This window comes from Streptomyces sp. NPDC045678 (assembly GCF_056432085.1).
This window is the reverse complement of sequence record NZ_JBWKJS010000002.1, coordinates 124,685-149,220: the sequence shown is the minus strand read 5'-3', so window position 1 is coordinate 149,220 and position 24,536 is coordinate 124,685. Positions and strand designations below refer to the sequence as shown.

Genomic DNA, 24,536 nt, shown 5'->3' with positions numbered 1-24,536 from the left:
ATGCGTCAGAACTTGCGCCAGCGTGCGCTCGCGAACGAGAAGAACCCGAAGGCCACGAGGCCGACGGCGATCAGCGCGAGCAGCCAGGGACCCGCGCCGGTGTCGGCGAAGGATCGCAGCGTGTTGTCCATGCCCTTGGCCTGGCCCGGCTTGTGCCGCAACGCCGCGGTGATGGCGAAGCCGCCGGCGACACCGAACACCACGCCCCGCGCGGTTCCACCGGTGACGCCGAGGACGTCGGTCGCCTGGCGCATCCGCCGCGGCATCTCGGAGACGCGCAGCTTGTCGCGGAACTTGCGGAGCAGCGCGCGGCCCGCGATCCAGACGCCCGCCACGAGCACGCCGACGCCCGCGGCGGCGACGAGCCACTGACCGCCGGGCCAGTCGAGCACCTTCGCCGTCGCGTCCTGGGTCTGCTTGTCGCTCGATCCGCTGCCGCTGCCCTGGTCGCCCGCGGCGTAGGCGATGACGGAGTACGTCACGAAGCTGTAGAAGAGGCAGCGCGCGCCCGCGATGGCCCGCTTGCCCGCGGTGTTTCCGTCCGGCCCCGCCTGTCCGAAGAAGACCTCGGAGAGCCGCCACAGCGCCATGCCCGCCAGGGCTCCGCCGAGCACCCACAGCATGACGTGCCCGAAGGGACGCTCCGCGATCTCGGCCAGGGCGCCGCCCCGGTCCGCCTGGCGGCCGTCGCCACCGTCGGAGAACGCGATGCGCAGGGCCAGCGCGCCGACGAGAAGGTACAGGACGCCACGTCCGACGAACCCGGCGCGCGCCACCGCGGCCACGCCTCGTCCCTTGGCTGCGCGCCTTGCTTTGCCCTTGCCGCGCATGGTGGCCGACGTGAGACGCACGGAAGGGAGGCGCATGGATGGGAGATGCATGGCTACCGGATGCCCCCGGCGCCCTGCCTCATGCCGACCTCTGTGAGCCCCGGACGTGGGGCTCGGTCGCGAGGCTCGGTCGCGAGGCGTGGACGCGGAGTCCGGACGTCTGGCCCGGACCCGGGGCGCGTCAGCGGAAACCGCTCCGGGAGCCGGTGCGCGTACACGGCACCGGCGCTGCGGCCGGGATCGTGAACGCCTTGTCGAGTGAGGTGATGCGCAGCAGTCGCCTATTGCGCGCGCTGCCCGGCACGAGCCATAAGGTGCCCCGGCCGGGGACGACCCGCTTCCGGATCCGCACGAGCAGGCGCAGGCCACCGGCATCCATGAACGTCACCTCCCGCAGGTCCGCGACGACCCGAGGGCCGGCCCTGTCCATGAGTGCCATGACACGGGGGGCGAGCTCCTGGTCGGCCCAGGCGTCCAGTTCGCCCCAAAACGCAAGGACATCAGTGCCGTTCACCACGCGGTGCTGCAGGCCGAAGGTGAAGTCGGCGGTGCCCGTTTCCCAGTCCAGCAGTGTCTTTTCCCTTCACGGAGAGTAATCAAAATCTTGGTGGCGTGGCGTACGAAGACCGGCGCCGGACGCCACCGGGGTCCTGGGCGGCACCGAGGTCATGTGTCAATCGTTCCCGCTCAGAGCCGTTCGTACCCTCGTAGGGTGATGCGATTGACGGGAAAGCGGAGCTGATGGCCCGTCAGCTCGTCGATTACGTACGGTAATCACAACGCTGTGTGTGCTCCCACCGCCTGCTCCGGGGCTCGGCCGGGCTCCCCGGCGAAGGGGCAAGAGTCCAAGGCCGCGCCGCGATTGTCCATGGCGGGAGCGTGGGCGGCGGGGACGACACTGTGGGCGCCCCGCACTGTTCTCCGCCCCCCCACCGAGGAGGAACAGCACATGTCTGCACTCAGCATTCGGCGCCGATGCGGCGCGGTCGCGGCAGTCGCCGGACTGATGATGGTGATGCCCGGTCAGGCCGCCGCCGCGGTCGGCGGTGGGAACGTGTCGATCGGCTGGTCCATCCCCGGCGCCCCCACCGAAGGCCTGCGCGACATCATCTTCCCCATGACGGTCAACGAGGCCACCGCCCACAAGAACGGCACCTACTTCGCCCAGCAGTTCGGCTTCACCCACGCCGCGGACGTGGGATACACGGGCCTGCAGCCCCGCGCGAACAGCGGCGGCAGCGAGCGGCTCTCCGCCCGCTTCTCCACCTTCGTCGCGGGTTCGACGACCACGGACCCGCTGTGCCACGAGGGAGCCGACGGAGGCCCCGGTGTGACCTGCGCGGTCGACTTCGACGCCGTCTACGGCCACCGCTACGACCTCAGGGTCGAGCGAACCGCGACCGACACCTGGACCGGCACCGCGCGGGACACGGTCACCGGCAAGGAGACCCACCTCGGCACGTACACGCTTCCCGCGGGCAGCGGAAACCTCCGCGGCTCCCAGGGCGGCTTCGTCGAGTACTACGCACCCATCCCCAGCTGCGCCGACATGCCCAGAACAGACGTCGTCCTCGGCGGCCCCACATCCACCGACGCGGGCGGCCCGAGCGGCACGGCGCGGGCCGACTACGAGTACAGCGACTGTGTCGGCGAGTCCGGCTACCACGCGGAGAACGACGGCGCGGGCACGCACGTCATCCGCGGCTTCGTCTCGTGAGCCGCCCGTACTACGAGGCTCGGCCCCGGTCCCGCTCGACCGGGAGCCACAGTTCGGCGTCCGCCTGCGCGTCGTCCGGCGACAGACGCGTGCGCAGGATCTCCGGGCCGGGGCGGCTGCGGTACGGGTTCGACGGGAACCACTCCGTGAACACATCACGCCACAGGGTCTGGATGGCCTCCGGTGCGGGACCCGATGCCGTGAACACCGCCCACGTTCCGGCGGGCACGGGCAGTACGGACGCGCCCGCCGGGGCGGCCGCCGACGTGACCACCCCTTGGTAGTAGTCGAGTTCGGTGCCCTCCGCGCGGCTCGGGTCCAGGTCGTCGCAGACGGCGAGGATGCCGCGCGGCTCCTGGTCCGACAGCTTCCCCAGCCGCTCCAGCTCCTCCGGGGCGATCCCGCGGACGAAGTCGATGATCGACCGGTTCGGCCCCGAGTGCACCAGCGGCACCCGGGCCTTGAACCCGACGACGGTGAAGTCCGCCTTGTCCACCACGCGGTACCGCATGTCACTGCTCCCTTCCACGGTGAGACGAAAGGTCACCCGGGACTGGGAGCTGAGCGTGGCGCCGGTACGCCGGGCCTCACCGGGTCCGACGCCGTGCATGGAGCGGAACGCCCGCGCGAACGCCTCGCCCGAGCCGTAGCCGTAGCGGACCGCGATCTCCAGGAGCGTGTCACGGTCCGCCAGTACCTCCGCCCCTGCGAGCGTGAGCCGCCGTCGCCGGACGTACTCCGAAAGCGGCATGCCCGCGAGCGCGGAGAACATCCGGCGCAGGTGGTACTCGGACGTGGCCGCGATCCGCGCCGCCTCGGCCACGTCGACGGTCCCGCCGAGGTGGCGCTCGATGTACTCCATGGCCTCGTTGAGCCGCTCCAGCACGCGCGGTCCCCTTCCTGTTCCGTGATCACCACCCTAGGGAGTCCCGCGGTCAGCGCACGAGTTCGGTGGGCAGCTCCACCCGGCGCCGTGGCGCGGTGCCGTCGAGGGCCGGGCGGCCGTCGGTGATGCGGAGCCCGGCCGCCGCGCAGGCGTAGGCGAGGTCGCGCGCGTCGTACGGCACGCCCGGACCGGTCTGCCAGAAACGGAAGCGCCAGTACGTGGACGGGTCCGTCGCGTCGGGGGAGAGGCCGACCTCCTCGTGCGCCACGCACCGGCCGTCCCGCGCCAGTGTGCCGTGGGTGCCGCCCTTCGGGTTGAAGTACAGACCGTAGGCCGTGGTACCGGCCGATATCGCGCCCAGCAGGGTCTCGTCGCTCGGCAGGTATCCGTCCTGGGTGATCACGCAGCCGCCGGGGTCGCCCGGAACCTCGACCACCGAGACGAAGCGGAGGGACCTGTCGTAGCCGTCCGCGTCGTCCCAGCCGTCCGTGTCGATCTCGTCGTCATCGTCGAAGGCGTCGAACGGGGCGTTCCTCGAGAGGACTTCGGGGCAGAGCGCCGGATCGGCGCCCAGCCGGCGGGCCACCTCGGCGCCGTCGAGACCGCGCACGAAGGCGATGCCGAGACCCTCCGTCCACCTGTCCTCGTCGGTGAAGGCCGTGACGAGCGCGTCGGCGGCGCGGAACGCCGCCAGCTCCTCGTCCGGCAGCGCCACCGCGCCCGGCAGATCCGCGACGACCGGAGCGAGCGGCGTCGTCAGCAGCAGCCGGCCCGGCGACCAGGGACCGGTCTGCGGGGTCCAGACATCGGCGCCGGCACCGATGAGCGTACGGACACAGTCCGCGTCGCCCTTGCAGGCGGCGTACCACAGCGCGGTGTGCCCCTCGCCGTCGGGCGCGTCGACGTGCGTGACGTACGGGAGCAGCAGACTCACGGATTCCGCGCCGCCCCGCTCGGCGGCCAGGTGCAACGGGGTGGAGCCCGACCAGACGTCGGCGTCGGCGGACGCTCCCCCGTCGAGCCGGGCCCGGATCAGCGCCGTGTCGCGCCAGCCCTCGTACCCCATGCTTTCCCAGTCGCTCCGCGGCACGTACCGCCGCCGTGCCTCCTCCCGCTCGCGCAGGACGTCGAGTTCGTGCGCGGACATCGGGCGGGCGAGGAAGCCGGGCGGGCCGCCCCACCGGCCGAAGACGAGGAACCGGTCCCCTGTGACCCGGGGCGTCGGCAGGCCGGGCCACACCTCGACGGCGCGGGCGGACGCGGCACGCAGGACGTCGGCGTCGACCGGCGTACTCGTCTCGGGGACGTCCTCGTCCGGCCACTCCACCACCAGCCGCATGTCACCGGGCGGAGGCAACTCCGGCAGGTACAGGTCGACATCGGTCCTGAAGAGCGAGTCCCGCATCCCGCCGGAGTCCAGCGGGATCAGCCTCGTCGACTTCCCCGACCGGACGGCGGCCAGGTGTGCCGCCGGGCCGAGCACCGTCGTGTAATCCGTCCCGTCCGTGTCGAGCGAGGTCACACGCCGCCCGTCGCCCAGCAGAAGCCCGACGCGCAGCCCCGACTGCCGGGGCTCGCCGTCGCTCTGCCAGTGGACCGTCCGGTGCACGGCGAGGTGCAGCGTGACCGAACCGGGCCACACGGACCAGCCGACCAGCAGCACCTTGGCCGCCGGCCCGCTCCCGGCCACCGCGGGCTGCGGCACCGACGCCGGAGCGAACCAGTCGAGCGGCGGGCGCTCGCGGGCCACGTCCTCGCCCGGAGGGCCCAGCCTGATCGACTCGCCGCGTCGCCCGACGGATTCCGCGGACGGCTCATCGGACACGTCGTCGAGCCGTTCCCCGGCCGGGTACACCAAGTCGTCAAAGAATCCCATGCCGTCATGCTGTCAGCAGGGTCTGACAACGGGCCCCGGACGATGCCCCCGTGACGGCAGGTCAGCCCCCGGCGGGCACCCGGCTCCGCTCCGCGCAGTCGAGCAGCGTCGGCAGCGCCCGTTCCAGCAGGTCGACGCCGTGCGCGTACGGCAGCCGCAGCCGGTCACGGAACCCGTCCACCGCGGAGAACGCCGACCCCGGCACCACGGCCACACCCCGGCGCCGCGCCAGCTGCGCCAGCGCCTCCGTGTCGGTACCCGGCACCCGGACCCACAGGGCGGGCCCTCCGGCCGGCCGGTCCCACTCCCAGTGCGGGGCACGCGTGCGCAACAGCTTCTCCGCGCCCGCGAGTTGCTCGCGCAGCACCGCGCGGCGAGCGGTCCGCGCCTGCGGCAGCCCGGCAAGCAGCCGCGAAGCCACCAGCTGGTCCACGACCGAACACGACAGGTCCACCGACGTCTTGATCTTCGCGAGGCGCGCCACGATGTGCGGCGACGACCGCACCCAGCCCACCCGAAGGCCACCCCAGAACAGCTTCGACAGCGTCCCCACCGTGATCGTGGACGTCACCGGGAGGCGGGCCGAAAGCGGCACGGGCGCACCGTCGTCGGCCAGGCCGAGCTCCGCGCACGCGGTGTCCTCGACGGTGAACAGCTCGCGCTCGCCCAGCGCCGACGCCCACTCCCGCAGCGCCGCCCCGTTCAGACTGCGACCGGTCGGATTGTGCACCGACGGCTGGAGGTAGACGAGCCGCGGCCGCACCTTCGCGCCAAGCCGCCGCAGCGCCGCCGCGTCCGATCCCGCGCCGCCCGCCCCCGGCCGGTCCCCGCCGACCGGGACGAGTCGCGCGCCGCGCGACCGCAGCGCCTCCAGGGCGCCCCGGTAGGTCGGGTTCTCCACCACCACCGTGTCGCCCGGGTCGACCAGCGCCTGCGCGACCAGCCACACGGCCTGCTGCGAGCCCGCGGTGACCAGGATCTGCTCCGGCTCGGTGGGCAGCCCGGCCCCGCGGTAGTACGCCGCGATGCCCTCGCGCAACTCCGGGAGCCCGTGCGTCAGATAGCCGTCCGCGCGCAGCAGCGGCGCGAGCTCCGCGCCCGTCAGCGCACCGACCGTGTCGGCCACCGCGCCCAGCCCGTCCAGCGCGCCGCTCGACAGGTCGGCGCCGCTCGTCCGCGCGTCGAAACTGGCGAGGCGGCCCTCGCCCCCGTGCCGCTCCTCGTCCGGGGACTGCTCGAGCGCCCCCGAGCCGCGCAGCCGGGAACCGCTGCCGCGGCGGCTCTCCAGCCACCCCTCCGCCTCCAGGAGGCTGTACGCGGCGGTCACCGTGGAGCGGCTCACCCCCAGCACGCCCGCGAGTTCACGTTGAGAGGGCAGGGTCGAGCCGGGAGCCACGTCCGCGCGCTCCGCGAGCTCCCGCAGAGCGTCCGCGAGCCTGCGCGGAAGTGGAGCCGCACCCTCCGATGACCAGCCGGTGAGCAGCCGCGACAAACGGGCCGTCGGGATCTTCGCCATGCCCCTCATCTTCGCCTACTCGCGGGCCGCGCAGGCCAATCGGGTCCCACTGGCCGTTGCCCGGGGCGAGGACCGGTCGCAGGATCACAGCACCGAGCACCTGAAGGAGTGTGGAGTACATGGCGACCGTGGTCCTCGTCGGCACGCTGGACACCAAGGGCGAGGAGTACGCGTGGCTGCGCGAACGGCTCCGGGAGTACGGCAGCGACGTCCTGCTGGTCGACGTCGGCGTGCTGCCGCCGCCCGCCCACGCGCCCGTGGCCGACGTACCCGCCGACGTGGTGGCCCGGGCCGCGGGACACGACCTCGGGTCGCTGCGTGCCGCCGGGGACCGCGGCGCGGCGGTCGCCGCCATGGCCGACGGACTGACCCGTGTCGTGCTCGACCTGCACCGCCAGGGCAAGCTGCACGCGGTGCTCGCGGCGGCGGGCAGCGGCGGCTCGGCCATCGCCGCGCAGGCCATGCGGGCCCTGCCCATCGGCGTGCCGAAGGTCCTGGTCAGCACCATGGCGGGTGGCGACGTGGCACCGTACGTCGACAGCAGCGACCTCACGATGATGTACAGCGTCGTCGACATCTCCGGCATCAACTCCGTCTCGAGTCACATACTCGGCAACGCGGCGGCCGCCGCGGCCGGCATGGCCCGCCGTCAGGAGCGCAGCTACGAGGAGCTCGCGGGCCCGCGGCGCAAGGTGATCGCCGCCACGATGTTCGGCGTGACCACGCCCGCCGTCGACACGGCCCGCGCCCGCCTCGCCGAACTCGGCTACGAAGTCCTGGTCTTCCACGCCACCGGCGCGGGCGGCCGCGCCGTCGAGAAGCTCGCCGCCGACGGCCTGCTCGACGGCGTCCTCGACCTCACCACCACCGAACTCGCCGACGAACTCGTCGGGGGAGTGCTCAGCGCGGGCCCCGACCGGCTCACCGCGGCGGGCGCCGCCGCCATCCCCCAGGTCGTCGCGCCCGGCGCCCTCGACATGGTCAACTTCGGCCCCGCGGCGAGCGTTCCCGAGCGCTTCGCGGGCCGGCGGTTCCTGGTCCACAACCCGACGGTCACCCTCATGCGGACGACCGCACGCGAGATGGCGGCCCTCGGCGCCATGCTCGGCCACAAGCTCGCCGCGGCCCGCGGGCCCGCCGAACTCTTCTGGCCCCTGCGCGGACTCTCGGCCGTGGACATGCCGGACGCGCCCTTCGCCGACCCGGTGGCCGACAGGACGGGCCTCGACGCCCTGCGCGCCACCGTCTGCGGCAGCGGAGTCCGCCTCCACGAAGTCGACGCCCACATCAACGACGGGACCTTCGCGGTGGCCATGGCCGACCGCCTGCACCAACTGATCGGCGAACGCGCCGCCTCACAGGCCGCCCGCTGACCCACCGCTTCGAGGAGCAACACCATGAACCGCAAGGAAGCACTCGCCCGGCTGCACGCCCAAGTCGCCGCGGGACAGCCCGTCGTCGGAGCGGGCGCGGGCACCGGACTCTCCGCCAAGTGCGCGGAGGAGGGCGGCGTCGACCTGCTGATCATCTACAACTCCGGCCGCTACCGGATGGCGGGCCGCGGCTCCCTGGCCGGACTCCTGCCGTACGGCGACGCCAACGAGATCGTCGTCGACATGGCGCGCGAGGTCCTGCCCGTCGTCCGCGACACCCCGGTCCTCGCGGGCGTCTGCGGCACGGACCCGTTCCGCCGCATCGACCTCTTCCTTGACCAGCTCAAGGCCATGGGCTTCACCGGCGTGCAGAACTTCCCCACCGTCGGCCTGTACGACGGCACGTTCCGGATCAACCTCGAAGAGACCGGCATGGGATACGGCCTGGAGATCGACATGGTCCGCGCCGCCCACGAACGCGACCTGCTCACCGCGCCCTACGTCTTCGACCCGGAGCAGGCCGCCGACATGGCGAGGGCGGGCGCCGACATCCTCGTCCCGCACGTCGGCCTCACCACCAAGGGTTCCATCGGCGCGGGCACCGCGATGACCCTCGACCAGGCGGCGGCCGCCGTGCAGGACATGCACGACGCCGCCAAGAGGGTCAACCCGGACGCCCTGGTGCTCTGCCACGGCGGTCCCATCGCCGAGCCCGAGGACGCGCGCTACGTCCTGGAGCACACCACCGGCATCGTCGGCTTCTTCGGCGCCTCGTCGATCGAACGGCTGCCCACGGAACGGGCGATCGTCGAGCAGACGCGGGCGTTCAAGGCCCTCGGCTCCTGAAGGCCTCCGGTGCCGGAAGTGTTACCAGAGGCGGGCGCCCCGCCGTGCCAGATAGCGGTAGGGGCTGACGTCCGAGCCGTAGTGGCGCCGGGCCCGTATCTCCAGGTGGAGGTGGGGCCCGGTGGCGCGCCCCGTGCTGCCGCTGCTCCCGAGCCGCGTCCCGGCGCGGATGCGGGCACCTTGACGCACCCAGATGCGGGACAGGTGCCCGTACACCGCGTAGTGCCCGTCCGGCATCCGTACGGTGACGGCTTTGCCGTACGCCCCCGACCAGCGCGCCAGCACCACGACCCCGCCGCCCACCGCGTACACGGCGGTGCCGCGGGGGACCGCGAGGTCGATGCCGGTGTGGTGGCCCGCGAGCCAGTTGCCGCGCGCCCCGTACCGGGTGGTGATCCGGTACCTGCGGCGCAGCGGAAGGGTGAACCGGCGGGGACCGGCCGCGAAACCGCGCTCCTCGTCCTCGGGGAACTCCGCGTCGCCGTCGGCGAGCGCCGACTCGAACTCGGCGTCGTAGTCGGTCTCGCAGGAGCCGAGCTCCTCGTCGGCTCGCGGCGCGGCCGCCCCCGCCGTGAGGGCGCCGCCCGCCAGCAGCACCGCTGCCATGCCCAGTACGTCACGTCGTGTGGTGCCCGCTTCGCGCGGGCTCTCTATGTGGTGGCCCATCTCACTCAGCAGACCGGCAGGGGCGTGGGTGCGCACGTCGGCTGCGCCATCCGGAGGACACGCGGCCCGCCCGCCGCGCTGTCCTGGGCGGGCCATTTCCATGCACATCGAGGAGGTACAGCAGCGATGCAACGCGCACTGGATTCAGGGTGGAACTAGTCGGGTACCGCGTCCCCCGGCCTCTCTGAAAGGACGGCGCGGCCCAGGCCGACGGCGACCGGGCCGCGCCACGCGGAGGCCGGGTCCCTAGAGGGCGATCCACTCCGTGGCCGTGGTCACTTGGTCGAGGACGTCCGGCAGCGGCTCCGTTCCGAGGCCCGGCCCGGTGGGGACGTCGAGGTGGCCGTCCGCGAGTACGAACGGCTCGGTGATGTCGGTGGCGAAGTAACGGTGGGAGCCCGAGGTGTCGCCGGGCAGCGTGAACCCGGGCAGCGCCGCGAGCGCGACGTTGGCGGCACGGCCGATGCCGGTCTCCAGCATCCCGCCGCACCACACGGGCACGCCGTGGGCGCGCGCGACGTCGTGGATGCGCCGGGCCTCCAGATAGCCGCCCACCCGGGCCGGCTTGATGTTGATGATCGAGCAGGCACCGAGCGAGATGGCGGCGGCCGCGTGGGCGGCGGACTCGATGGACTCGTCCAGGCAGACCGGGGTGCGCAGGAGCCTGGCGAGCTGCGCGTGCTGCACCATGTCGTCGTTGGCGAGGGGCTGTTCGATCAGCAGCAGGCCGAAGTCGTCGAGCTTGGCGAGGTGCTGGGCGTCGACGAGGGTGTACGCGGCGTTCGCGTCGACCTGCAGCAGCAGTTCGTCCCCGAAGCGTTCGCGCACCGCGCGCACCGGCTCGACGTCCCAGCCCGGCTCGATCTTCAGCTTGATCCGGACGTACCCCTCGGCGACGTACCGCTCGACGGCGTCGAGGAGTTGGGGGATCGTGTCCATGATGCCCACCGACACACCGCACGGGACGCGGTCGCGCGCGGCGCCCAGGTACGACCCGAACGACTCGCCGGTGGCCCGCAGCTGGGCGTCGAGTACCGCGCTCTCCAGCGCCGATTTCGCCATGTGGTGGCCGGTGAAGGGCTCGAGGGCCCGCCCCACGGCGGACGCGTCCACGCCGTCCTTGGGCAGTGCGGGGACGAGGAACTTGCGCAGGACGTCCTGGGCCCCGTCGACGTACTCGCTGCAGTAACGGGGCTCGGACATCGCCGCGCACTCGGCCCAGCCCTCCCCGTCGGCGGTGACGACCCGCACGAGCAGCACGTCGCGGCTGGTCTCCACGCCGAACGAGGTGCGGAACGGCGCGACGAGCGGCATCGCGATGCGGCGCAGTTCGACGCCGGTGATCTTCGACTTGGTCACTGGTTGCTCCCGGTGGGCAGGGGTGCGGAGGTGGCGGGGGCGCGGTGGACGACGTAGCTGCGCCGGTCGTGGAGGCCGAGGACGCGGGCGCCGTCGTCGAGCAGGGTGCCGAGGGTCTCCCGCACGGCGACCCGCCAGGCGCGGGCCGCGGCGGCGTCGGTGCGGCGCTGTGTTTCGATGTCGTCCGGCAGGTCGATCAGGACGAACTCGGCGTCGGTGGGCCCGAGCCGGGGGAGGCCGTCGAGGTCGCGCACGGCGTGTGCGGCGCCGGCGGGCAGGGGGATGCCGTCGCGTTCGGCCTCGAGGCGCGGCGCCGACAGGTCCCAGGCGGTCAGGACGCGGTCCGACTCGTCACCGCCGTTGATGGCGTCGTCCATGGCGCCGTAGAAGGACCGCAGATACTCCTCGGGCCGCGCCCCGAGTTTGGTGAGGTTGAAGTGGGCGTTGCGGCGGATGAGGGGGTCGTACGTCCAGGTGATGCGCTTCAGGCCGCGGTCCAGGGCCCATTGGCGCTGGTGCAGTTTGAGGGCGAGGCCGATGCCCCGGCCCGTGGCGGCGCCCGTGATGTGGGAGTGCAGGGTGGTGCCCGCGGGCTCTCCGAAGAACGCGACGGAGGCACCCACCATGCGGCCGTTCTCGTACGCCCCGGCGACGTAGTTGCCCGCGTGGCTCAGCGCGCGCATGACCTCGGCGGAGATCGGGCCCGTGCTCGGCTCGGTGCCCCATATGTCGGCGTAGAGACGGCAGACGGCCTCGAGCTCCTCCATGGTGCGGAGCTCCCGGATGTCGAGGGTGTTCACAGCAGCGCTCCGACGAGGTGGGCGAGGAGTTGGGTGCGGGGCGGCATCTCGGCGGTGACGACGTGCTCGTGGTCGGCGTGCGCGCCGTCGCCGACGGCACCGAGGCCGTCGAGCGTCGGACAGCCGACGCCCGCCGTGTAGTTGCCGTCGGACGCCCCGCCGACGGCCGCCTGCTGGAGCGGGCCGAGCCCGATGCGTCCCGCGATGTCCGAGGCCAGCGCGAACAGACGCCGGGCGGCCTCGGCGTCCAGGGGCGGCCGGTTGGGGCCGCCGCCGACCTCCAGGCGGGCTTCGGGGTGGTGCGGGGCGAGGCCCTTGAGGAGGCCGTCGACCGCTGTCTGGGCGGCCGGGGTGGGGACGCGCGCGTCGATGCTCAGCCGGGCGCGCGCCGGGACCGTGTTGGTGGTCGTGCCGGCCGACATCACCGTCGGTGTGATCGTGGTGCCCGGTCCGGTGCGGGTGTTCACCGTGTCGGTGATGTCCCGCAGGGCGAGGAGGTGGTGGGCGAGCTCCGTGGCGGCGTTGACGCCCTTCTCGGGGTCCAGGCCGGAGTGGGCGGCGCGGCCGTGGACCGTGATCTCGTAGTGGGAGACGCCCTTGCGGGCGGTCTTCAGGGCGCCGCCGGTCGCCGAGGCCTCCAGGACGAGGGCGGCCCGGCAGGCGCGTGCCGTGTCCTCGATGAGCGCGCGCGAGGTGTCCGAGCCGACCTCCTCGTCACCGGTGACCAGGACGGAGACGCCGTCGAGGGAGGGCAGCAGCGACAGGGCGTGGAACATCTGTACGAGCCCCGCCTTCATGTCGAAGACGCCGGGCCCGCGCGCGACACCCTCCCGCACCGAGAAGGGATGGGTCTCGAGGGTGCCGAGGGGCCAGACCGTGTCGTGGTGGCCGAGGAGCAGGACGCGCGGGGTCCCGAAGCTCCACTGCAAGTGGGTGACCCCACCGATCTCCAGCGTCCGCGGCCGGGCGCCGAGCAGCCTGCTGCCCTGATCGGCGACGACCCGCGCACTGCGGGACACGGCGGCGTGATCGGCGGAGTATGACTCGCAGGTCACGAGCTCTTCGAGGTCGTCGAGCAGCGCGCCGAGGGGCGGCGCCGGGTGGGAAAGGTCTTCGGCCTGCACGGGGATCCTCCAAGCGATGGGATGACCACCACGCTAGGCAGGACGCAGGGAGCGGGGTTCGTACGCGGATCACACGTGTCGCCCACATTTTCGTACGGGGAACCGAAACGGTCACCCGGACGTGCCGCCTCCGTCGTACGCCCCCATCAGGCGCAACTCCAGCATCGCCGCGAACCGCGCGGCCGGATCCCGCAGGTCGATCTGCCCCACCTCGGCGACGCGCCTGATCCGGTAGCGGAAGGTGTTGGGGTGGACGAAGACGCTCGCCGACGCGCCGATCACATCGCCGAACGCGTCCAGCCACGCCCGCAGCGTCTCGACGAGGTGGGCGTTGTGCCGTCGGTCGTACGCCGTCAACCGGGCGAGCGGCCCCGACAGTTCGTCGCGGTTGGCGACCGCGAGGTCCCGCATCTCGAGCAGCAGCGCGTCGATGTGGACGTCGGCGATGGCGGCGACGCGTCGCGTGCCGTCGCCGCGGCGGCCGGCCAGCACGCGCAGCGCGCGGTCCGCGTTCGTACGGGACCGGGCCAGAGCGGCGGGCTCCGGCGCCACCGAGCCGATGCCGACGACGGCGTCGCCGCGGTCCCCGGTGCGTTGCAGGAAGTTCGCCGCCACCTGTACGGCCCGTTCCCTCGCGGCCGCCGAGTCGTCGGTGACGGGGAACAGCGCGTAGGCGACATCGCCGAGCAGTGCCACGGCCGACCGCGGCTGCACCGCGGTCAGATGCACGGCGAGCGCCGCGGCCAGGCGTTGCCGTTCGGCGGCGAGCCGAGCGTGGTCGCCGCTCGTCGCGGGAGCGGGATCGAGTCCCATGGCCAGGACGAGGAGGGGTCCGTCGGCGAGGCCCAGCCGGCCGAGCGCGGCGACCGCCCCGGACCCGCCCTCCAGCGCGGTCGTCACCAGATCGGCGCGCAGCCGGTTCTCGGCGTCGGCGCCCGCCCGGAAGCGGAGCACGTGCAGGGCGACCAGCTTGGCCGCCTCCTTGAACGCCTCTTCCCGCTCCTTGGTGAGCGGTTCGCGCAGCGCCGCCCACACCGATCCGAGGACTTCGTCGCCGGCCCGCACCGCGATCGCCACGCGCGGCAGCGCGACCTCCTCGCCCAGCGTCGGCGGCGGGATGTGGACGGGCCGGTCGCTGCGGTAGAGCTCCTTGAAGACGCCGTGCTCCTCGTGGAGGCGCAGGTACCGCTCGGGCACACGCCGGGCCAGGATGCTCGCCACCCGGGCCGGGTCCGCCTCGTCCTGGCGTCCGGAGAAGGCCAGGATGCGCGAGCGCCGGTCCTCGATGGTGATCGGCGCGTCCAACAGGGTCGCGATCGCGTTGGCCAGCGCGAAAAGGTCCCCGGACGGCACGCCGCCCAGGGTCTGCTCATCGGCCCCGCCCACGTCGCCTTCCGACAGCAGGGTCCGCAGCATGGCCGCCAGCTGGGCCCAGGACGCCCCACGCGTGAGCGCAAGGAGTGCGATCCCGGTCTCCTCCGCCACGGCTTCCAGGGCCGCCGTGTCGACGGGCCCGCGCACGACCAGCGCGGCAGCGCCCGCGCCGGTGAGCGCGCGCATCAGCCGGGCGGTCTCCGCCGCCCCGTGCACACCGACGCCGAGCACGATGGCGCGCTCCGGGTAGTGCTGTTCGTCGTGCGGGTCGTGGATGCCGACGCCGCCGAGCTCCGTCGCGGCCGCGGGGTCGCCGAGCAGCAGATCCAGGAGCGAGGGCCCGAGGTCCTCGAGCACCCGGCTCAGACCGCGGGCGGGGTGCGTCGACATGTGACTGATCATCTCCGCCGGTTGGGGCCGGTGCGTTGCTGCGCATCCGTACGTGGATACGAGATTACGCGGCCGTTCCCGTGCGCCGGAACGAACTCCTCCCGAGACGGTCCCTGAACTGCAACCCGAACCACACCCCCCACCGGAGCCGCGCCCGGTACGGTCGCCCCACCGGCTCTGCCTCCCGGCCGCCGTACGGCGAGAAAACCCCGAGGGGCGCGTCGAGCGGGAGATGCGGATACGGTGCTGACGTGATGATCGAGAGGGAGGGACCCGTGCCTGGAACCGTGCTGCTCGTCGCGGCCGCCCCGGTGGGCAAGGGACGCCTGGTGGACGCGGCTTCCGTGCTTCCCGTCCTCGCGGCCGTGCCCACGGAGACGCTCGCCGGGACGCCGACCGCGAGCATCGTGGAACTGGCGGACCCGCTGGACCCGCAGACGGTTCTGACCCGGCTGAGAGCCGCGGCGACGACGCCGGGACCCCTGACGGTCTACCTCATCGGGCAGGTCCATCTCGACCGGCGCCAGCGGCAGTTGCACGTCGCGCTCGCCCGCACCACCACGGCGACGGTGCGCTACACGGGCTTCCCGTGGCACTGGTTCACGCAGGAACTGCGGCACCGCACGGCGGGCAGCACCACAGTGATCGCCGACCTGCACTCCGACGCGGAGAGCTGGCAGGCCCTCACCGAACACCCCCTCGACGCGGGGCCCGGAGTCGCGCTCCAGGGCCGCATCGCGCCGCCCGCCCGGCGCCGTACGCCCGCGGTCCCCGCGTACATGAAGGCCGTCGCGACGATCCTCCGCAGCGGCCACCGCCCGCCGCCGCTCCAGCTCCACCAGCAGGCCGCCGCCCAGGGCCTCGACGACGGCGCTCCTGACCTGCTGCCGTTCCACGACCCCGCCACGCCCGCGCAGCAGCAGCCCCCGCAGCCCGCCGACGCCCACATGGACCCGCACGCGGCGATCACCGCGGCCGTCGAGGCGGGCCGGCACGGCGAGGCGGCCGCGCTGGCGGCGTCCTGGGAACAGAGCGCGCTGCGCATGCACGGTCCCGGCTCCAAGGAGGCCATCCACTGGATGGAAGTACGGGCGGACCTGGCGAGGTTCGCCGGTGATCCCGCGCGCAGCTGCGAAACGTGGCTCGCGGTGGCGTCCGCCCGCCTCACCTCGGGCCAGGCCCCCGATTCCCCCGAGGTGGAAGCGGCGGCGGACCGCGCCCACCACCTCTGGGACCGCATCAAGGACGCCGAGGCAGTCCGCGCCCTGGGCCCCGCCCTGGTCTCCCTGCGCCGCCAGGTACCGGGCCGCCAACGCGGCACGCTGCTGCTCGCGCAGAGGCGACTGGAACAGTTCCACGCCCAGCAGATCCCGCGGATCCCGGCCCCCGGGGCACAGCCGACGGCGAGCACGTCCTGACAGCCTGACCGCGACCGGGGAGAGACGGGCAGGACCAACGGAGGCCGGTGTCGCGGTGCGCGCCACACCGGGACGCGGCGGGGGCCGGACGACCGACCCGGCGACGACGCCGCCCCCGATCCACCGCACCGCCGACGACGCCCCGGCGCCGGCCGCCTCGCGGGCCGCGGCCGACGCCTTCGCCCCCTCCCCGTGGCGACCACGCCCGACGGCGACCTCACATCTTCCTGCCCTGGTTCGTCGATAAAGCGAGACAGCAGCAGCCCACACCAGCCTCCACCGCCGTCCCCCGACGACGGATCCGACCCTCGAGGAGGCCGGCCCCACGCCGCGGTGGTCCCACCTGCCCGCCCACCCATCCCTCTCCGCTCGCCCAGGGAGTAGAAGCCATGAGCATCTCCGTGCTCCTCGTGGACACCGACGCCTTGCTGCGCACCTGCTGCGCCACGCTGCTCGCCGCGCAGCCGGACATAGTGGTGGTCGGTGAGGCCGGAGACGGTGCCCGCGCCGTGGAGCTCGCCGAGCGGCTCCGACCGGACGTCGTCCTGATGAACCCGCAATTGCCCTTCATGAGCGGCATCGAGGCGACCCGGCGCATCACGGCCCGTCCGCAGATGTCCGGCGTACGCGTCCTCGCGATGGCCGCGCCGACGGCGGACTCGCAGGTGTTCGACGCGCTCGCGGCGCACGCGTGCGGGTTCCTGTTCCAGGACGCCGAGCCCGACGAACTGTTGCGCGCGATCCGCGTGGTGTCCCAGGGACAGGCGCACTTGTCTCCCCGCATCGTGCAGCGGGTCATCGACGAATGCGTCCTACGAGACCGGGTCGACCTGGCGCCCGGCATCCTGGTGGACAACCTCACTCCGCGCGAGCGGGAGATGCTGGTGCTGATCGGTACCGGCCTCTCCAACCAGGAGATCGCGGAGAAGACGTTCATCTCCTGCACGACGGCCAAGACCCGCGCCTGCCGCATCATGGCCAAACTGGGCGCACGGAACAGGGTGGAGCTGGTGTCCATCGCCTATCAGTGGGGGCTGGTCCGCCGCCGGTCGGTGGCCTTGGGCGGCTGACGGGCCGAGGCGAAGAGCGACCTGGTGACGGAGATGCTGGACAGGGTGTACGGGTAGCCCCGGTCCCGGTCGAACAGTGAAATCCGGCCCTGGGGCGTGGTACGTGTGCGCCGCCTGAGGCTCGCCCGCTCTAGCCCTGGTGTCAGTCCTGACGCTCGGCGCCTGCGGAGACTCGGACTCGTCTTCCTCATCTTCGGAGGACACCTCCGCCTCCACCGGCACGTCGAAGGACTCCGCGAAGTCCCCCGAGAAGCCGGCGGACCCGGCCGCGGAGCTGCGCCGTGCCGCGCTCACCGAGCACGAGGTCAAGTGGTTCACGGTCAAGAAGCCCGAGGAGAGGTACGCGTTCGCCGCTTCCCAGGACCAGATGAAAGTCGACAAGGCCGCCTGCGCCCCGGTCGCCTACGCGACCGACCAACTCCCTCTCGGCACCCCGAAAGCCGACCTGATCCGTCTCGCCACGGGTGCGAAGGGGCCCGGCGACTTCACCTACGTCACGCTCGCCACCTACGGGAACGGCGAGGCGAAGTCCACCCTGGCCGACCTGTCCGAGGCCATCCGCTCCTGCGGCACGGGCTTCTCCGCCAAGGCGGGCCGCAACACGGGCGCATACTCCTCGATCACCGCCGAGACCGTTCCCGAGCCGAACGGCGCCGACGAGTCCCTCGACTTCAAGGTCACGACGGAGTACGAGGGCATGACCCACACGATGCGCGCCCAGACGGCCCGCCACGGCGACACCATCGCGCTCTACTACGCGGTGGACGGCATGGCCTTCACCCAGGCCCGCCCGGGCGCAGAGATCGGCAAGGCGGTGGTGGACGCGCAGAGCGCGAAACTGGCGCAGTGACACGTCCCTGCCGAAGTGGGCCGACGGCCTCCTCGGCTAGCGCCGCAACCGCTCCGGAGCGAGCAGACGATCCGGCACCGGCGCCGCGCCGGGAGCTCGCTTCGGGACGGCCCCGCCGCTCACCGCTCCGTCCATGTACGTGGCCAGCGCCTCGCCGATCGGGTTCGGCAGCGGCTTGCCGGCCTCGTCAAAACGCTCGTACTTCATCAGGTTGTAGCCGATCGCGGCCTGGCGGCGCCCGTCCTCCGTGGACAGGGCCCACGTCCCCGCCCCGAAGACCCCGCCGTCATGGCCCCAGTACCAGCCGCCGCTGGGCATCTTGAGGGTGTACAGGCCGAGGCCGTACCGCAGCGCGACCTCCTGACCCGGCTCCGGCTCGTACGCGGGAACCGTCGTCTTCATCTCCCGCAGCTCCGCCGCGCCGAGCAGCTTTCCGCTCAGGAGCCCGCGGTAGAAGTCGTTGAGGTCGTCCATCGTGGAGACCATCGCCCCGGCCGTCCCGGCCCAGGACATGTCGTAGACGCTGTAGTCGCGTGCCGGTGCGATGGTGCCGTAGAACGACTCGTACATCTTGGCGTGCGGCCCCGGGACGCGGGCGGAGCGCGGGAAGTACGTGTGCCGCAGACCAGCCTTGCGGATGACGTTCTTCGTGATGTACGCCTCCGGGTCCTGGCCCGTGACCTTCTTCAGCAGCAGCCCGGCGATGATGTAGTTGGTGTTCGCGTACGCGTGCGTGCCGCGCGGCGCCGCCGGCTCGGCCGCCAGGCCCAGGCGGACCAGTTCCTCCGGGTCCGCCTGGCGGAACCTGCCCTCATCCAGAGCCTGCTGGGGATTTGTCAGTAGCTTCGGGAACGCGGGCACTATGTAGTCCGCGATACCGCTCGTGTGATTGAGCAGCATCCGCACCGTCACCTTCCGGCCCCGCTCGCCCGGCACCAGCTCCGGCAGGTAGTCGCCGATCGGGGCGTCCAGGTCGATCCGGCCCTTGGCCACCTGCTGGAGCACGGCCACCGACGTGAAGGTCTTGGTGATGCTGCCGATCCGGTGCTCGAAGTCCGGACGCATCGGCCGGTCGGTGCCGATGTCGGCGACGCCCGTCGCGCCCCGCCACCGCTGAGATCCGTCCCTGACCGACGAATAGGCCCCGTACATCCCCGCCTCGTGGAACGCGTCGAGCGCGGCTCGCAGCGCCTTACGGTCGAGGCGGGGCGCTGTGGCGGTGGCGGTGGAGGCAGCGGTGGAGACCGGCGCGGGAGCCGTCGCTTGCGCGGGAAGTGCGGCGGCCGCGAGCGACAGGAGCGCCGCCGATGTCACCGTGGCCAGACGCGCTCTCCGGAGGGTGGGGCGGGGGCGGCTCGGGTGGGTGGTGAGGGTGCGCATGGGGGGTCCCGTCTGGAGGTACGAAGATCTGTCCATCCTCTACGCGCGACACAGCTCGCCCCTCCTCCCTCCGAACGACCTTGTGCACAAGAAGTGATGACGTTTGTCAGGTTCGGCCGGACCACCGCCCCCCCCCGGCCCGAGTATCAGTCGAACCGCAGGATGCGCGGAGCGAACGTACCCTCCGGTCCGGCGGCACGGCCGACCGCCCAGACCGACTCCGTGCCCGGCACCGGCGCCAGTTGCAGCACCGAGGAGTCGCCCTCACCCGGCACCGCCGGCTCGCTGTACTCGGCGAAGGACTGCCCGTCCCAGGCGAGGAAGTCCGGCCCCGGTACGAGTGGAGGGTACGTGCCCGGCGGGCCCCACTTCTGCGAGCGGGCCACCGAGACCCAGCCCAGCTTGCCGGACGCGGAAGGCGCCAGAGAGGTGATCGCGCCGAAGTTCGTGGGCACCGTCACCCGGCTCCACGTCTCCCCGTCCCAGCGGACCAGCAGCGGCGGGATCGGCTTGCCGACCGGGCCGCCGACGAACCCGGCCGTGCCGCCCGCCCACACCTCCGTCGGCGAGGTCGCGAGCACCGTGCCGACGCCCGCCCGCGGGAACCCGTCCACGACCGTCTGCTGCCACGCCGTGCCGTCCCAGTGCGACACGGTCGCCCCCGACCCGCTGGAACCGGCGGCCCACACGTCGTCGGCCGCCAGGATGTGCAGGCCGTACACCGCCCCCGGCGGCACCGGCAGGTCCCGCCAGCCGCCGCCGTCCCGGCGCAGCAACACCTGCGCGCCCTCCCGCGAACCGATCAGCCACGTCTCGCCGCCACCGGCCACGACCTTGGTCAACGCGACGCCGCGCGGCGCCCGGCTCTCGTGCCACGCCTTGCCGTCGAAGCGGAGCAGGCGTGCCCCGCCCGCCGAGTCACGCCCGACCGCCCAGGCGGCGCCCGCCGAGGTCGCGGCGACGGACAGCAGCTCTCCCTGCCAGCCCATCCCGGGCAGACTCTGGCGCCGCCAGGCGGTTCCGTCCCAGCGCAGCACCATCGGGAACCCGGGCGCCTCGCGCCCGACCGCGTCGGCACCCACCGCCCACGCCCGGTCCGGCCCGAACGCCACGGCCTCGTTCAGGCCGGCCTGCGGGCGCACCTGCTCCGGGACCGGAACGTGTCGCCAGGAGCGTGGCTCCGCCGCGGCCGAGGCCATGACGGCCATGACCGTCATGGCCACAGCGAGGACGGCGACGAGGAGGCGCCTGCCCATGGGGAGTTGACGTCCGCGGGTCATGGTCGGCCTCCCAGCCGCTCGCTCATCACATTCGGTTTGGAGCCGTAGATCTCCACGGTCCCGAAGGACAGCAACGAGGCCCCGACGGTCGCCAGCGCCCGCGGCTTGACGTCGATCGCGTTCGTCCGTTCAGGGCCGTAGGAGAAGGTGATGCGACGGCCGTCCACGCGCGCGTACTTCGACTGGAACGCCCGGTCGCTGCGCACCGGCAGCCACAGCGCGCGATCCGGTCCGCGCACCATGGCGGAGGTGTAGGCGTCGCCCAGCGCCGGGTACGTGGTGCGCCAGTCGCGCCCGTTCCAGGTCATGAGGTAGGTGCGGTTCACACCGTCCGTGTACTGGCTGCCGGCGATCGTCATCCGGCCGGACGGTTCGAGCAGCATCGTGTGGATGTTGCTGTTCGTCGGCAGCGGCACCTTCGCGTCCCGCCACTCCTTGCCGTCCCAGCGCAGAACGGTGGTTCCGGCTCCGGTGCTTGTGTCCGCCCAGGCCCAGGCGTCGGCGGCCGTACGGGCGGTGATCCCCATCAGGAACAGGACGCCGTCCGGGGTGGGCTGCGAGGTCCAGCGGGAGCCGTCGTAGTGCAGCACCTTCAGTCCGGTGCTGTCCTCGCCGACCACCCATGCGGCACCCGGCACGGCGACGAAGTCCTGGTACGTCCACAGGGTTTGGGGCAGCGGGACGGTGCTCCACGCGCCCTCCGCCGACCGGCGCAGGATCTCCCCGGCCCCGTCCCGCGTACGGAAGATCCACGTCTCCTCGCCCACGAACTGCACCTTGCCGAGGCGGCCGGGCTCACCGGCCCCGGGAAACGTCGTGTCCCGGCCCCACGCCGTGCCGTCCCATCGGTACAGCATCGGGCGCGGCCCGTCGGCGGCCTGCTCGGCCCCGGTCGCCCACGCCTCCTCCGGACCGCGTGCGGCGAGATCGGAGACGGACGGGGGCGGGACGGCCGCGGGCACGGGCAGCGCCGACCAGCCGGCCTGCGCCGCCGCGTCGGGCTCCACAGCCGCGGCCGTCGACACGACCGCAGCAGGTGACACCACGGCGGCGGCGCACGCGATCACCCCACAGACGAGCACCGTACGGAGAGCGCGGAGAGTGCGAGGAGCGCGGAGTGTACGGAGACCGTTCACGAGACCCCCTGAACGCGAAGGGCGCACAGCCTATTGGCATGCACACGCCCCTGGATAGGCGGCATCCGGCCGACCCGATGGCCCGCGGCATATGCGGACGTCGCGTCGGCGCCGGAGAATGCACCCCCCGGCACCCGTGACCCGTGACCTCCCGTGCGGTGGCGCGTTCCCCAGTCGACCATCGCGACCAAGGAGCGCTACCGACGTGGAAGCCACTGAGCGTGTCACGGTTCTTTTGCAGAAGAACTTCGGGGTCCGTCTCGACGACGTGTCCTCGGACGCCCCCCTTTACCAGCTGTCCATCGACTCCCTCGCGCTGGAGGAACTGCTCCTGCTGATCGAGGACGAGTGCGCCATCGATCTGACCGACAGGACCCTCTCGTCGCGTGACACCGTCGCGACGCTCATGTCCGTCGTACAGCAGAAGGCAGCGGCGGCATGACGGCTGTGACCACGACCGCATCCGCGCCCGCGGCCGTCGTCACCGGCCTCGGCCTGGTGACCGCCGCCGGCGTCGGGGTGAAGCAGACCTGGCACCAGGTCACCAGCGCCACCGCCCCTCAAGGAGTGCGGCGGCCGGACCCGTTGCAGGATCTGCCCTGCGATTTCATGTACACGATCGACGACAGCGACCTCGACATCGACGCCGTGCTCGGTGTGGCCAGCCACCGGCTCATGGACCGCTTCGCGCAGCTGGCCGTCGTCGCGGCCCGGGAGGCCGTGGCGGACGCCGGACTCGGCCCCGACGTCTGGGACAGCGCACGCGTCGCCGTGGTCGTCGGCTCGGCCCACGGCGGCCTCACCTTCTACGACGAGCAGCACCGCACCCTCACCGAGCGCGGCCCGCGCAGGGTGTCCCCGAGGATGGCGCCGCTGACCGTCGTCAACGGAGCGGCGGGCAGCGTCGCCAGGGACCTCGGCACCCGCGGACCCAGCCTCGCGGTGGCCACCGCCTGCTCCTCCGGTACCGACGCGATCGGCACCGCACTCCACCTGCTGCGCGCGGGCGCCTGCGACATCGCCGTCACGGGCGGCGCGGAGTCCATGTGCTCCCGCGCCGTCTTCGCCGGCACGTGCAACGCGAAGGCGCTGTCCACCCGTACGACGGACCCCACCACCGCCTGCCGTCCCTTCGACGTCGACAGGGACGGGTTCGTGGTGGGGGAGGGGGCCGGAATCCTCGTGCTCGAGCGTGCGGAACACGCCAGGGCCCGCGGCGCCAGGACCCGGGCCACCGTCCGCGGATACGGGGCGGCCACCTCCAGTGAGGCTTCCTCCCCCGTCGCCACGAGCGAAGGCGGCATCGAGCTGGCACTGCGCGCCGCGCTGGCGGACGCGGACGTGGCCCCCGGCGACGTCGGACACGTCAACGCCCACGGCACGTCCACCGTCATGAACGACCTGGTGGAAGCCGCCGTGCTGCACCGCGTCCTGGGCGAGGGCCCGTTGGTGACCTCCACCAAGTCCATGACCGGGCACACGCTGGGCGCCGCAGGCGGCATCGAGGCCGCGTTCACCGTCCTCGCCCTGGAGGGGCAGCTGGTGCCGGCCACGGTGAACCTCCGGACGCAGGACCCGCGCGTACCCGTCGAAGTCGTCTCCGGGGCCGCCAGGCCGGCCCGCCTGGACTGTGCCGTGAGCACGTCGCTCGGCTTCGGCGGGCACAACTCCGTACTCGTCCTCGCCCGAGGCTGATCGCTCGGGACCGATCGCTCGCGACTGAACCGGAAGGAAGCATGATCGAGGAATACGTCCGCACAGTGACCGCGCACGGGATGCCGTACAACTACCGGGTGCTGCGGCAGTCGGGCCCCGCCGCGGAGACAGGCGGCGAGCCGACGTGTGACCCGTCCGCCGAGCCGGTCATCGCGCTGGGCGGGGTGTTGGAGGGCATGCACGACTGGGCGTACCTGGAAGGGACCGTCCTGCCCAGGGCGAGCCTGGTCACCGTGGACCTGCCCGGCCTCGACCCCGCCGCCTTCCAGAACGGGGACGGCCTCGACCTCCTCTGCGAAGGGCTCGCGAGCGTCGTCGAGGACCTCGGTGCCGCCCGCGTCAACCTCTACGGCTACTCGCTGGGCGCGGCCGTCGCGCTGCAGTACGCGCAGGGCCACCCCGAGCGCGTCGCACGGCTGCTCCTCGGCGGTGTCCCCGGTGACGTCACGCACGAGATCGAGACGCACCTGCGCGCCGCGGTCGGCTGCGCCAGGTCCGGCGACGCGGACGGCTTTGCCGCCCTGATGGCCGACGGACTGCTGTGTCTCGACGAGAGCCACCACGTCCACCGCCGCGAACTGACCCGCGGATATTTGCGGCGCTTCATGCGCAACGCGGCTCGGGTGCCCCGCAAGGTGGACCTGCTCGCCACCGCCCTCGTCACCCGGCACCGCTCGCTGCACGGCGGCCTGTCAGGGGTGCCCACGCTGGTCTTCTGCGGTGACCACGATCACCTCAACCCGCGCGACGAGCTGCTGGCGTTCGCCGCGACGATCGAGGGCAGCCGGTTCGTCACGTTTCCCGACTGCGACCATATGCTGCCGTTGCAGCGACCCGAGGCGGTCACGTCTCTCGTGTCCTCTTTCCTCCTGGACGAGCCGGCGGCCCACGCCTCCGGCTGAGGAACGTCTCACACCGGCGTTGTTCCT

At 72.8% G+C, this 24,536-nt stretch carries 22 protein-coding genes; 9 read left to right on the top strand and 13 right to left on the bottom strand.

The annotated features are described in order from the left end of the window. Positions 1-5 precede the first annotated feature (5 nt). Together AC07DO_RS07270 and AC07DO_RS07265 are read right to left on the bottom strand one after the other, a co-directional pair. A complete protein-coding gene (locus AC07DO_RS07270; protein WP_479058546.1) occupies positions 6-830 on the bottom strand; it encodes a DUF1206 domain-containing protein in 825 nt (274 codons plus the stop codon). 181 nt (positions 831-1,011) lie between these two features. Then, on the bottom strand, positions 1,012-1,359 hold the full coding sequence (locus tag AC07DO_RS07265) for an STAS domain-containing protein (RefSeq protein ID WP_479058544.1): 348 nt from the start codon (positions 1,357-1,359) through the stop codon (positions 1,012-1,014). Between the two features lie 420 nt (positions 1,360-1,779). Here AC07DO_RS07265 and AC07DO_RS07260 point away from each other — a divergent pair, with 420 nt between their 5' ends. Then, entirely contained in the window at positions 1,780-2,547 is a 768-nt protein-coding gene (locus tag AC07DO_RS07260) for a DUF3472 domain-containing protein (protein WP_479057672.1), read from the top strand. Positions 2,548-2,557: 10 nt separating this feature from the next. Here the strand turns inward: AC07DO_RS07260 and AC07DO_RS07255 are convergent, their stop codons facing one another. The 3 genes from AC07DO_RS07255 to AC07DO_RS07245 all read right to left on the bottom strand — a co-directional run bounded on the left by AC07DO_RS07255 (position 2,558) and on the right by AC07DO_RS07245 (position 6,825). Continuing rightward, the gene (locus AC07DO_RS07255) at positions 2,558-3,433 is read right to left on the bottom strand and encodes an AraC family transcriptional regulator (protein ID WP_479057671.1); all 876 of its coding nucleotides are present in this window, start codon (positions 3,431-3,433) and stop codon (positions 2,558-2,560) included. A 49-nt stretch (positions 3,434-3,482) separates the two neighbouring features. Next, positions 3,483-5,309 (bottom strand): ankyrin repeat domain-containing protein, encoded by a 1,827-nt coding sequence (locus tag AC07DO_RS07250; protein ID WP_479057670.1) that lies wholly within the window; start codon positions 5,307-5,309, stop codon positions 3,483-3,485. A 61-nt stretch (positions 5,310-5,370) separates the two neighbouring features. After that, entirely contained in the window at positions 5,371-6,825 is a 1,455-nt protein-coding gene (locus AC07DO_RS07245) for an aminotransferase-like domain-containing protein (protein WP_479057669.1), read from the bottom strand. Positions 6,826-6,944: 119 nt separating this feature from the next. Between AC07DO_RS07245 and AC07DO_RS07240 the strand changes: the two genes are divergently transcribed. Both AC07DO_RS07240 and AC07DO_RS07235 read left to right on the top strand, forming a co-directional pair. After that, positions 6,945-8,198 carry a Tm-1-like ATP-binding domain-containing protein gene (locus AC07DO_RS07240; protein WP_479057668.1) on the top strand — a complete coding sequence of 418 codons (1,254 nt, stop codon included), beginning with the start codon at positions 6,945-6,947 and terminating at the stop codon, positions 8,196-8,198. A gap of 24 nt (positions 8,199-8,222) precedes the next feature. Next, positions 8,223-9,044 carry a phosphoenolpyruvate hydrolase family protein gene (locus AC07DO_RS07235; protein ID WP_479057667.1) on the top strand — a complete coding sequence of 274 codons (822 nt, stop codon included), beginning with the start codon at positions 8,223-8,225 and terminating at the stop codon, positions 9,042-9,044. Positions 9,045-9,065: 21 nt separating this feature from the next. On the opposite strand, the gene AC07DO_RS07230 is transcribed toward AC07DO_RS07235, so the two are convergent. From AC07DO_RS07230 to AC07DO_RS07210, 5 genes are all read right to left on the bottom strand, one after another. After that, a complete protein-coding gene (locus AC07DO_RS07230; RefSeq protein ID WP_479057666.1) occupies positions 9,066-9,746 on the bottom strand; it encodes a M23 family metallopeptidase in 681 nt (226 codons plus the stop codon). A 210-nt stretch (positions 9,747-9,956) separates the two neighbouring features. Then, complete coding sequence (gene menC / locus AC07DO_RS07225) at positions 9,957-11,024, bottom strand: o-succinylbenzoate synthase (protein ID WP_479058543.1); 1,068 nt, start codon at positions 11,022-11,024, stop codon at positions 9,957-9,959. Between the two features lie 41 nt (positions 11,025-11,065). Continuing rightward, entirely contained in the window at positions 11,066-11,869 is an 804-nt protein-coding gene (locus AC07DO_RS07220; RefSeq protein WP_479057665.1) for a GNAT family N-acetyltransferase, read from the bottom strand. After that, positions 11,866-12,948, bottom strand: a complete 1,083-nt coding sequence (locus AC07DO_RS07215; protein WP_479058541.1) for a M20 family metallopeptidase — start codon at positions 12,946-12,948, stop codon at positions 11,866-11,868. The genes AC07DO_RS07220 and AC07DO_RS07215 overlap by 4 nt, the downstream gene beginning before the upstream one ends. Positions 12,949-13,104: 156 nt before the next feature. Beyond that, entirely contained in the window at positions 13,105-14,757 is a 1,653-nt protein-coding gene (locus AC07DO_RS07210; RefSeq protein ID WP_479057664.1) for a PucR family transcriptional regulator, read from the bottom strand. 275 nt (positions 14,758-15,032) lie between these two features. On the opposite strand from AC07DO_RS07210, the gene AC07DO_RS07205 reads away from it, so the two are divergent. From AC07DO_RS07205 to AC07DO_RS07195, 3 genes are all read left to right on the top strand, one after another. Next, entirely contained in the window at positions 15,033-16,175 is a 1,143-nt protein-coding gene (locus tag AC07DO_RS07205; protein WP_479057663.1) for a hypothetical protein, read from the top strand. A gap of 389 nt (positions 16,176-16,564) precedes the next feature. Next, on the top strand, positions 16,565-17,245 hold the full coding sequence (locus tag AC07DO_RS07200) for a response regulator (protein WP_479057662.1): 681 nt from the start codon (positions 16,565-16,567) through the stop codon (positions 17,243-17,245). A 139-nt stretch (positions 17,246-17,384) separates the two neighbouring features. Continuing rightward, positions 17,385-18,095, top strand: coding sequence for a hypothetical protein (locus AC07DO_RS07195; protein ID WP_479057661.1), 711 nt, complete (start codon positions 17,385-17,387; stop codon positions 18,093-18,095). A 36-nt stretch (positions 18,096-18,131) separates the two neighbouring features. Here the strand turns inward: AC07DO_RS07195 and AC07DO_RS07190 are convergent, their stop codons facing one another. From AC07DO_RS07190 to AC07DO_RS07180, 3 genes are all read right to left on the bottom strand, one after another. Continuing rightward, the gene (locus AC07DO_RS07190; RefSeq protein WP_479057660.1) at positions 18,132-19,475 is read right to left on the bottom strand and encodes a serine hydrolase domain-containing protein; all 1,344 of its coding nucleotides are present in this window, start codon (positions 19,473-19,475) and stop codon (positions 18,132-18,134) included. A 146-nt stretch (positions 19,476-19,621) separates the two neighbouring features. Continuing rightward, a complete protein-coding gene (locus AC07DO_RS07185; RefSeq protein WP_479058540.1) occupies positions 19,622-20,731 on the bottom strand; it encodes a hypothetical protein in 1,110 nt (369 codons plus the stop codon). A 20-nt stretch (positions 20,732-20,751) separates the two neighbouring features. Next, positions 20,752-21,822: a hypothetical protein gene (locus AC07DO_RS07180; protein ID WP_479057659.1), complete on the bottom strand. Its 1,071-nt coding sequence runs from the start codon at positions 21,820-21,822 to the stop codon at positions 20,752-20,754. A gap of 274 nt (positions 21,823-22,096) precedes the next feature. Here AC07DO_RS07180 and AC07DO_RS07175 point away from each other — a divergent pair, with 274 nt between their 5' ends. From AC07DO_RS07175 to AC07DO_RS07165, 3 genes are read left to right on the top strand one after another with little or no spacing between them, the layout of a single operon-like run. After that, on the top strand, positions 22,097-22,333 hold the full coding sequence (locus tag AC07DO_RS07175) for a phosphopantetheine-binding protein (protein ID WP_479057658.1): 237 nt from the start codon (positions 22,097-22,099) through the stop codon (positions 22,331-22,333). After that, entirely contained in the window at positions 22,330-23,586 is a 1,257-nt protein-coding gene (locus tag AC07DO_RS07170) for a beta-ketoacyl-[acyl-carrier-protein] synthase family protein (protein WP_479057657.1), read from the top strand. Before AC07DO_RS07175 ends, AC07DO_RS07170 begins: the two co-directional genes overlap by 4 nt. Positions 23,587-23,627: 41 nt before the next feature. Further along, positions 23,628-24,509, top strand: coding sequence for an alpha/beta fold hydrolase (locus AC07DO_RS07165; protein WP_479057656.1), 882 nt, complete (start codon positions 23,628-23,630; stop codon positions 24,507-24,509). The last annotated feature ends 27 nt before the right edge of the window (positions 24,510-24,536 follow it).

What these genes read in the sequence shown, in the direction of transcription:
- AC07DO_RS07260 (WP_479057672.1), top strand. Translation starts at nt 1,780, where the DNA reads ATGTCTGCACTCAGCATTCGGCGCCGATGCGGCGCGGTCGCGGCAGTC.
- menC (WP_479058543.1), bottom strand. Translation starts at nt 11,024, where the DNA reads ATGCCGCTCGTCGCGCCGTTCCGCACCTCGTTCGGCGTGGAGACCAGC.
- AC07DO_RS07210 (WP_479057664.1), bottom strand. Translation starts at nt 14,757, where the DNA reads ATGTCGACGCACCCCGCCCGCGGTCTGAGCCGGGTGCTCGAGGACCTC.
- AC07DO_RS07245 (WP_479057669.1), bottom strand. Translation starts at nt 6,825, where the DNA reads ATGGCGAAGATCCCGACGGCCCGTTTGTCGCGGCTGCTCACCGGCTGG.
- AC07DO_RS07190 (WP_479057660.1), bottom strand. Translation starts at nt 19,475, where the DNA reads ATGCGCACCCTCACCACCCACCCGAGCCGCCCCCGCCCCACCCTCCGG.
- AC07DO_RS07270 (WP_479058546.1), bottom strand. Translation starts at nt 830, where the DNA reads ATGCGCGGCAAGGGCAAAGCAAGGCGCGCAGCCAAGGGACGAGGCGTG.
- AC07DO_RS07185 (WP_479058540.1), bottom strand. Translation starts at nt 20,731, where the DNA reads ATGGGCAGGCGCCTCCTCGTCGCCGTCCTCGCTGTGGCCATGACGGTC.
- AC07DO_RS07170 (WP_479057657.1), top strand. Translation starts at nt 22,330, where the DNA reads ATGACGGCTGTGACCACGACCGCATCCGCGCCCGCGGCCGTCGTCACC.
- AC07DO_RS07250 (WP_479057670.1), bottom strand. Translation starts at nt 5,309, where the DNA reads ATGGGATTCTTTGACGACTTGGTGTACCCGGCCGGGGAACGGCTCGAC.
- AC07DO_RS07200 (WP_479057662.1), top strand. Translation starts at nt 16,565, where the DNA reads ATGAGCATCTCCGTGCTCCTCGTGGACACCGACGCCTTGCTGCGCACC.
- AC07DO_RS07165 (WP_479057656.1), top strand. Translation starts at nt 23,628, where the DNA reads ATGATCGAGGAATACGTCCGCACAGTGACCGCGCACGGGATGCCGTAC.
- AC07DO_RS07235 (WP_479057667.1), top strand. Translation starts at nt 8,223, where the DNA reads ATGAACCGCAAGGAAGCACTCGCCCGGCTGCACGCCCAAGTCGCCGCG.
- AC07DO_RS07240 (WP_479057668.1), top strand. Translation starts at nt 6,945, where the DNA reads ATGGCGACCGTGGTCCTCGTCGGCACGCTGGACACCAAGGGCGAGGAG.